7 protein-coding genes are annotated in these 7,717 nt (G+C 74.5%); 2 read left to right on the top strand and 5 right to left on the bottom strand.

The window, feature by feature from the left end:
* Positions 1 to 84: 84 nt before the first annotated feature.
* The 3 genes from hutH to AB0E88_RS24695 all read right to left on the bottom strand — a co-directional run bounded on the left by hutH (position 85) and on the right by AB0E88_RS24695 (position 4,007).
* Positions 85 to 1,623, bottom strand: a complete 1,539-nt coding sequence (gene hutH / locus AB0E88_RS24705) for a histidine ammonia-lyase (RefSeq protein WP_361634457.1) — start codon at positions 1,621 to 1,623, stop codon at positions 85 to 87.
* Between the two features lie 133 nt (positions 1,624 to 1,756).
* A complete protein-coding gene (locus AB0E88_RS24700) occupies positions 1,757 to 2,899 on the bottom strand; it encodes a sensor domain-containing diguanylate cyclase (RefSeq protein WP_361634223.1) in 1,143 nt (380 codons plus the stop codon).
* Positions 2,900 to 3,197: 298 nt separating this feature from the next.
* Positions 3,198 to 4,007, bottom strand: coding sequence for an enoyl-CoA hydratase-related protein (locus AB0E88_RS24695; RefSeq protein ID WP_361634220.1), 810 nt, complete (start codon positions 4,005 to 4,007; stop codon positions 3,198 to 3,200).
* Between the two features lie 215 nt (positions 4,008 to 4,222).
* Between AB0E88_RS24695 and AB0E88_RS24690 the strand changes: the two genes are divergently transcribed.
* Complete coding sequence (locus AB0E88_RS24690; protein WP_361634217.1) at positions 4,223 to 4,852, top strand: hypothetical protein; 630 nt, start codon at positions 4,223 to 4,225, stop codon at positions 4,850 to 4,852.
* A gap of 18 nt (positions 4,853 to 4,870) precedes the next feature.
* Here AB0E88_RS24690 and AB0E88_RS24685 read toward each other — a convergent pair whose 3' ends face one another.
* Positions 4,871 to 5,974, bottom strand: a complete 1,104-nt coding sequence (locus AB0E88_RS24685; RefSeq protein ID WP_361634214.1) for an adenylate/guanylate cyclase domain-containing protein — start codon at positions 5,972 to 5,974, stop codon at positions 4,871 to 4,873.
* A gap of 321 nt (positions 5,975 to 6,295) precedes the next feature.
* Positions 6,296 to 7,156, bottom strand: a complete 861-nt coding sequence (locus tag AB0E88_RS24680; protein ID WP_361634211.1) for a biotin--[acetyl-CoA-carboxylase] ligase — start codon at positions 7,154 to 7,156, stop codon at positions 6,296 to 6,298.
* Between the two features lie 112 nt (positions 7,157 to 7,268).
* Here AB0E88_RS24680 and AB0E88_RS24675 point away from each other — a divergent pair.
* Positions 7,269 to 7,717, top strand: a 449-nt coding sequence (locus tag AB0E88_RS24675; RefSeq protein WP_361634208.1) for a carboxyl transferase domain-containing protein, incomplete at its 3' end; no start/stop codon positions are given.

Raw genomic sequence — 7,717 nt, 5'->3', positions numbered from 1 at the left:
CCGGGCGCCGCCCCCCCGCCCGGTACCGGGTGGGGCCCCCGCCGCTCGGTGGGGGGGCGGGGCCCCTGTGGGGTTCGAGACGCGCTAGTGCAGCGGACCGGTGACGGACTCCACCGCGGCGACCAGCCGCCCGTCGCGCACGAACGCGTCCGCCGCGGCCAGGTCGGGCGCCAGGAACCGGTCCGGGCCCGGCCCCTCGACCCCGGCGGCCCGTACGGCCTCGATGACGGCCTGCGAGGCGGGCGCCGGCGTCAGCCCCTCCCGCAGCTGGATCGCCCGCGTCGCCGCGTACAGCTCGACGGCGATCACCCGGGCGAGGTTGCCGACGGCGGTGCGCAGCTTGCGTGCGGCCGACCACCCCATGGACACGTGGTCCTCCTGCATGGCGGAGGACGGGATGGAGTCGGCGGAGGCCGGCACGGCGAGCCGCTTCATCTCGCTGACCAGGGCGGCCTGCGTGTACTGCGCGATCATCAGCCCGGAGTCCACACCCGCGTCGTCGGCGAGGAACGGCGGCAGGCCATGGCTGCGGTTCTTGTCCAGCAGCCGGTCGGTGCGCCGCTCGGCGATGGAGGCGAGGTCGGCGACGGCGATGGCGAGGAAGTCCAGTACGTAGGCGACCGGGGCGCCGTGGAAGTTGCCGTTGGACTCGACCCGGCCGTCGGGCAGGACGACGGGGTTGTCGACGGCGGAGGCCAGCTCCCGCTCGGCGACCAGGCGCGCGTGCGCGAGGGTGTCCCGGCCGGCGCCCGCGACCTGCGGCGCGCAGCGCACCGAGTAGGCGTCCTGCACGCGGGGCGCGTCGTCCATGTGGTGCCCGGTCAGGCCGGACCCCTTGAGGACGGCGAGCATGTTGGCGGCGCTGGCGCCCTGCCCCGGGTGCGGCCGGATGGCGTGCAGCTCGGGCGCGAGCACTTTCTCGGTGCCGAGCAGGGCCTCCAGCGACAGGGCCGCGGTGACGTCGGCGGACTTGTACAGCCGGTCCAGGTCCGCGAGCGCCATCACCAGCATGCCGAGCATGCCGTCGGTGCCGTTGAGGAGCGCCAGGCCCTCCTTCTCGCGCAGCTCGACGGGCTCGATGCCGTGCGCCGCGAGCAGCTCGCCGGCGGGCCGCACGACCCCGTCCGGGCCCTCGGCGTCGCCCTCGCCCATCAGGGTCAGGGCGCAGTGGGACAGCGGGGCGAGGTCGCCGGAGCAGCCGAGGGAGCCGTACTCGTGGACGACGGGGGTGATCCCGGCGTTGAGGATGTCCGCCATGGTCTGCGCGACCTCGGGCCGGACACCGGTGTGGCCGGAGCAGACGGTCTTCAGCCGCAGGAACATCAGGGCGCGGACGACCTCGCGCTCGACGCGCGGGCCCATGCCGGCGGCGTGCGAGCGGACGATGTTGCGCTGGAGCTGGGTGCGCAGGTCGTGGCTGATGTGGCGGGTGGCGAGGGCGCCGAATCCGGTGGAGACGCCGTAGACGGGGTCGGGCTTGGCCGCGAGCGCGTCCACGATCCCGCGGGCCGCGGCGAGGGCGGCCACCGCCTCCTCGGAGAGCTCGATGCGGGCGCCGTCACGGGCCACCGCGAGAACGTCGGACGCGGTCACCCCGGACGTCCCCACCACCACAGTGTGCATACTCATATTCAGGAGCGTACGCATTGAAGACGAAGATGTCACCAGTGGGTCCGGGGTCCGCCCCTTACCGGCTGGGCCGCGCGCCGTCCGCGGGCACCGGGCGGTCTCCTCTCCGCGGACACCGGGCGGCTTCCTACAGGCGGCCCCTGAAGGCGCGGCGTTCCGGGGCCGCGTCCGTCGTGGGCTGGTCCGCCAGGCGGATCACCGGGTCGTCCGGGCCCTCCTGACCGGCCACCACCGGGCGGGTGGAGCGTTCGGCCTTCGCACGGTACTGGGCGGCGTCCGCCAGACGGAACAGCCGGCGGGCCGAGAGCAGCGGGCCGATCGGCTCCTCGGTGGAGGCGACCCCGCAGGCCACGCCCTCCCCCAGCTCCAGCTCGGCGGCCCTTCGGCACAGCTCGTCGGCGACCTTCACCACGTCCTGCACGGGCGGGCCGACGACCAGCAAGCAGAACTCGTCCCCGCCGAGCCGGGCGGCCAGCGCCCCCGGCAGCATGGCCCCGCACAGCGAGAGCACCGAGCCGAATCGTTCCAGCAGACGGTCGCCCACAGCGTGGCCGAGGGTGTCGTTGACGTGCTTCAGCCCGTTCACGTCGCACACCACCAGGCTGACCACCGCACCCTCCCTGCGGTGCCGCTCGATCGCCTCGTCCAGGCGGGCGTCCACGGCACGGCGGTTGGCGAGCCCGGTCAGCGCGTCGGTGAAGGCCAGCCGTCGCGCCTCCTGCAACCGCTCCGTCTGTGCCAGCCCCGCGGCGGCCACGGAGGCCAGCACGGTCGCGAAATCCGCGTCGCCCCGGTCGAAGAGGGGGGAACCGGCCCGGCGCGCGACGTACAGCTCGCCCCAGGCGCGGCCGTGCATGACGATCGGCGCGACCACGCAGCATCCGCGGCCCCGGCGGCGCAGGGCGGCGACCCGCTGGTGGCAGTAGCCGGCGTGGCCCGCGGTCGGCCCCTCGGCGGTCTCCACCCACGCGTTGGGCTCGCCGCCCGACGCCCAGCGCTCGTGCAGGAACTCGGCGATCTCCGGGAACTGGTGGACGGGGTACGTCTCGTCCACCGGGAACTCCTCTTCCTCCGGAGCCCGGTCCCCCACGTTCACCAGGACCCGCAGCCGGCCGAGGTCCCGCTCCCACACCGACAGCGCGGCGAAACTCCCGGCGAGCGCGCGGCAGCCGCCGAGCGCTGCGGCACGCCACGACTCCCGCGGGCTGTGTGCCGCGGCCATCCCCTGGGCCAGGGCCACCACAGCGGCCAGGCGCCTGTCCTCACCCATTGCTCCAGGCTAGGGAGGTTTTGGCCGGATCGGTGCGTTAATGGGGCGAACAGGTGTGGGTGGGGGTGGGTGGGTTTGGGGTGCGGGTGGGTCTCCGCGACCACGGCTGGGGGGGCTGCGCCCCCACCCCCACGGGGGGTTGTTTTTCGGGTGCGGGTGGTGGGGGGCTGGTCGCGCAGTTCCCCGCGCCCCTTTACGGCGTTGCGGTTCCGCGTGCTCGGATGCGCCCCTTTACGGCGTTGCGGTTCCGCGTGCTCGGATGCGCCCCTGAGGGGTCAGCCCCTTGTATGTGCCTCGCTCACTCACCCGGCCACTGGGGCTTGCGCTTTTCGTTGAAGGCCGCCACGCCCTCCGCCCGGTCTCCGGAGAAGGCCACGGAGCGCCAGGCGGCGTCCTCGACCTCCAGGCCGGCCCGCAGGTCCAGGCCGTGCCCGAGGCGCAGGGCCCGCTTCGCCGCGCGCAGGCCCACCGGGGAGTTCCCGGCGATGCGGGCGGCCAGCGCCAGCGCCTCCGCGCGGTCCTGCCCGGCGTCGACCAGCTGGTCGACGAGCCCGAGCTCGGCGGCCTCCGGGGCCTCCAGCCGGCGCGCCGTGAAGATCAGCTCGGCGGCCCTCGCCGCGCCCACCCGCCGCGGCAGCAGCTGGGTGCCACCGCCGCCCGGGATGACGCCCACCGACACCTCCGGCAGTCCCACCACGGCCGTGCGGTCGGCCACGATCAGGTCACAGGACAGCGCCAGCTCGAAGCCCCCGCCGAGCGCGAACCCGTGCACGGCCGCGATCGTCGGCACCGGCAGTTCCAGCACGCCGGTGTACGCACCGCGCGCCACCGGCCGCTGCCGCACCAGATCGGCGTCGGAGAAGGAGTTGCGCTCCTTCAGGTCGGCACCCACGCAGAACGCCCGCTCGTGCGTCGACGTCAGCACCACCACGCGTACGTCCCGGTCGGCACCCAGCGCCTCGCACGCGGCGGCGATCGAGCGGGCCATCTCGGTGGAGACCGCGTTCATGGCCTTGGGCCGGTCGAGGGCCAGCTCCGCGACATGCCGGGCACCCTCGGCCCCGTGCCGCCGCACCAGCACGAACTCCCCGAACCGCTCCTCGCTCATGACACCCTCCCGGTTAACGCGGGTTAACAGACGACAACGGCCCGATCATCGCAGGCCGGAGCCGTCCGGGAAAGGGCCGGACCCGGGTCGTACGAGCCGCCGTGCACCCGTTCGAGTGACATCCCGCCCAAATCCGGGTCCTCCGTCCGGGGGAGCGCATACGGTGCGACCGCCACGGCGCATCGGGGGCGCAAGCGCAGAAGGGGGACGTCGCGATGACAAGGACGCCGACGGAGACGACGGACCGGCAACCGCACGACGCCGCCCGCGGCCGGCACCGCCGGCCCCGCCACCGGCGCGTGCTGCTCGCCGCCGGCGGTCTCGCCCTGGCCGCCGGTGTGCTCAGTCTCGTACGACTGGCCCCCGAGTCCGGCGTCCCCGGCCTCGGCACCGCGGAGGCAGGTCCCCGCACCGATCACGAGCCCGGCCGCCGCACCGTCGCCGAGCGGTCGGCCGACGCCGCCGCCACGGTCTCCGCCGCGCCCCGCCCCGGCCCGTCCGCCGCGGACGTCATGGGCGGGAAGAGCACCGGACCGGTCGCGACGGTCCCGGCCCCGGCAGCCGCCGGGCGCGGCCCGTCGGCCGTCGTCACGCCGTCGGCCTCCGTCCCGCTCTCGCGGCCGCCGGCCACCGCGGCGACCGGCTCCGGGCGGACGTCCGCGCCTCCCGCCGCCCCGCCCGCGTCCACGGCGGCACCGGCCCCGCCTCCCCGGGCGCCCGCACCGAGCCCGTCGCACTCCAGCACGCCGCCGACTCCGCCGCCGGCCGGACAGCCCGGCGATCCGGGCCAAGGGCTGTGTCTGCCGATCATCGCCGTGTGCCTGGGGCCGGGGCTCCTCGGCTGAGCCGCTACGCGCCGCCCGTCACGCGCTGCCGTCGTCGCGCCGGCCGAGCAGCCAGGGCGCGACCACACCGAGTCCACGCACCGGACGCTGGTACATCGGCTGCAGTGCGAAGCGGTACGCCGGCGGCTCCTCGCCCTCCTTCTCGGCGGCCGCCGCCTGCTCGGCCGCCTCCGCCTCCGAGGCGGGCGCCTCCCCGGTGCGGATCAGCTCCTCCGCGAAGGCGCTGTCGACGAGGACGGCGTCCGGGGGCGCTATCGAGGTCAGCCGGGACGCCAGGTTGACGGTCGTACCGAAGACATCGCCCATACGAGTGGTCACCGTGCCGAACGCCATGCCGACCCGCAGCTCCGGCATCGTCTCGTCGTTCGCCATGGTCTCGATCAGCCGCTGCCCGATCTCGGCCGCCGTGCCCGCGTCGTCCGCCGCGAACAGCACCTCGTCGCCGAGCGTCTTGATCAGCCGTCCGCCGCGCGCGGCGACCAGGTCGGCGGCCGTCGTCTCGAACGCCTCGACCAGCTCGCCGAGCTCCTCCTCCTCCATACGGCGGGTCAGCCGGGTGAACCCGACCAGGTCCGCGAAGCCCACCGCGAGGCGCCGGTCCACCATCTCCTCGTCGTCCGCCGCCTGGACGACCCGGCCGGTCGCGGCGGCGAGCTGGCGGCGCCAGACGTAGACGAGGAACTCCTCCAGCTCCGGAAGCAGCAGCTCGACCAGGGGATAGGTGACCTCGGTGCGGGTCATGCCGGGCTCGGGCGGCTCGGTCAGGCCCTCCAGGAAGGAGTCGATCTGCCATTCCGCCAACCGGGCGGTGGTCTGGCCCGTCGAGCGAGCGACCTGCACCGCCATCGCCTCGCTGAGCAGGCCCGCCTCCACCAGACCGGCGAGCCGGCGCAGGGCGAGGACGTCGGCTTCGGTGAGGGCCTTGGCCTGGCCGATGTCGGCGAAGCCCATGGCACGCCAGAAGCGGGACGCCAGCTCCATGGAGACACCGGCACTGCGGGCCGCCTGAAACGGGGTGTAGCGCCGCTCGGCGCCGAGGATCAGCTGTTCCAGGCGCAGCGCGAGGGGGTCCTCGCCGGAGTCGGAGGCGTCGGGTCCGGAACCCGAGTCGTCGACGGTCACGCCTGCTGCCCTTCCGATCTGCCGAGGTCAGGTATCGACCGGCCTCCAACTTTACGGCAGGTGTGCGCGAGCTCACTCCGTTCTGTGGGCGGGGGGTGGGGTGTGCGGCGTCGCGACGGTGCCGTTCGTCGGTGTGGCCGGCCGCAGGGGGCTCTGTCCCCGGACCACCCCCTTGATGGTGGGGGGTGCTTCTCGCTTCTACGGTGCTGGTCGTGTGTGGCCGGCCGCGCCCACACGGCCGAGCCGCCTGTCGAACGCAGCCCCGCGCCCCTTCCGGGGGCGCTCGCGGTCACGCCTGTCCCGACTCACCCCAACCCACGCTCACGCCGGGCGCAAGTGGATGATGTCGCCCGCTCCCACCGGTTCCTGCACGCCGTCCTTCGTCGCCAGGACCAGGCGGCCGTCGCCGTCGACCGCCACCGCCTCGCCGACCAGGGACCGGTCCCCGGGCAGCTCCGCGCGGACCGTGCGGCCCAGCGTCGCGCAGCCCGCCGCGTACGTTTCCTGCAGGCCGCACGCCGCCGGGTCGCCGCCCGCCTCGCGCCACCGGCCGTACCAGTCCTCCAGCGCCCGCAGCACGCCGCGCAGCAGCGGGTCGCGGTCCGTGCTCACCGCTCCGGCCAGCGCCAGCGACCCGGCCTGCGGCACCGGCAGTTCCGTCGCCTTCAGCGTCACGTTGATGCCTACGCCGACGACCACACCGCCGTCCCCGGCCCGCTCGGCGAGGATGCCGCCGGCCTTGCGTTCCTCGCCGCCGACGGTGACGAGGAGGTCGTTCGGCCACTTCAGGGCCGTGTCGACGCCTGCCGCCCGGGACAGGCCGGTGGCCACGGCGACCCCGGTCAGCAGCGGGAGCCAGCCCCAGCGGGCCACCGGGACGTCCGTCGGCCGCAGCAGGACCGAGAAGAACAGGCCCGAGCGCGGCGGAGCCGTCCACTGCCGGTCCAGGCGCCCGCGGGCGGCCGTCTGCTCCTCGGCGACGAGGACCGCGCCCTCGGCCGCCGTCCCCGCCTCCGCGCGGGCGACCAGGTCGGAGTTGGTGGAGCCGGTGCGCTGCACCACCTCCAGGTCCGACCACAGGCTTCCCTCGCGCACCAGCGCGCGCCGCAGCGCCGTGGCGCTGAGGGGCGGACGGTCGAGGTCGGACCAGCGGCTGTCGTCTGAGGCATCTCGCGGCGTCATGCAAGCCACCCTAGGTGTGGGAAACGCCGCACTGCCGTCGGCGGGGGGGCAGCACTACGCTACGGATGAGTAACCGTCCCCCCTTTTGAGCAGGCAGGGAGCCGCGATCCCGATGTCCGAGCCGGAAGAGATCGACCTTCACACGACCGCGGGCAAGCTCGCGGATCTGCAGCGCCGTATCGAGGAAGCGACGCACGCCGGCTCGGAACGCGCCGTCGAGAAACAGCACGCCAAGGGCAAGCTGACGGCCCGTGAACGCATCGACCTGCTCCTGGACGAGGACTCCTTCGTCGAGCTGGACGAGTTCGCCCGCCACCGCTCCACGAACTTCGGCCTGGAACACAACCGCCCCTACGGCGACGGCGTCGTCACCGGCTACGGCACCGTCGACGGCCGCCCCGTCGCCGTCTTCTCCCAGGACTTCACCGTCTTCGGCGGCGCCCTCGGCGAAATCTACGGCCAGAAAATCTGCAAGGTCATGGACTTCGCCCTCAAGACCGGCTGCCCCGTCATCGGCATCAACGACTCCGGCGGCGCCCGCATCCAGGAAGGCGTCGCCTC

This window comes from Streptomyces sp. NPDC028635 (assembly GCF_040637635.1).
In the GTDB taxonomy this organism is placed as follows: domain Bacteria; phylum Actinomycetota; class Actinomycetes; order Streptomycetales; family Streptomycetaceae; genus Streptomyces.
The sequence above is the reverse complement of the archived record's forward strand: the minus strand, read 5'-3'. Positions and strand labels throughout refer to the sequence as shown.

Coding starts and splice junctions, on each gene's coding strand:
- hutH (WP_361634457.1), bottom strand. CDS start 1,623: ATGCACACTGTGGTGGTGGGGACGTCCGGGGTGACCGCGTCCGACGTT.
- AB0E88_RS24700 (WP_361634223.1), bottom strand. CDS start 2,899: ATGGGTGAGGACAGGCGCCTGGCCGCTGTGGTGGCCCTGGCCCAGGGG.
- AB0E88_RS24695 (WP_361634220.1), bottom strand. CDS start 4,007: ATGAGCGAGGAGCGGTTCGGGGAGTTCGTGCTGGTGCGGCGGCACGGG.
- AB0E88_RS24690 (WP_361634217.1), top strand. CDS start 4,223: ATGACAAGGACGCCGACGGAGACGACGGACCGGCAACCGCACGACGCC.
- AB0E88_RS24680 (WP_361634211.1), bottom strand. CDS start 7,156: ATGACGCCGCGAGATGCCTCAGACGACAGCCGCTGGTCCGACCTCGAC.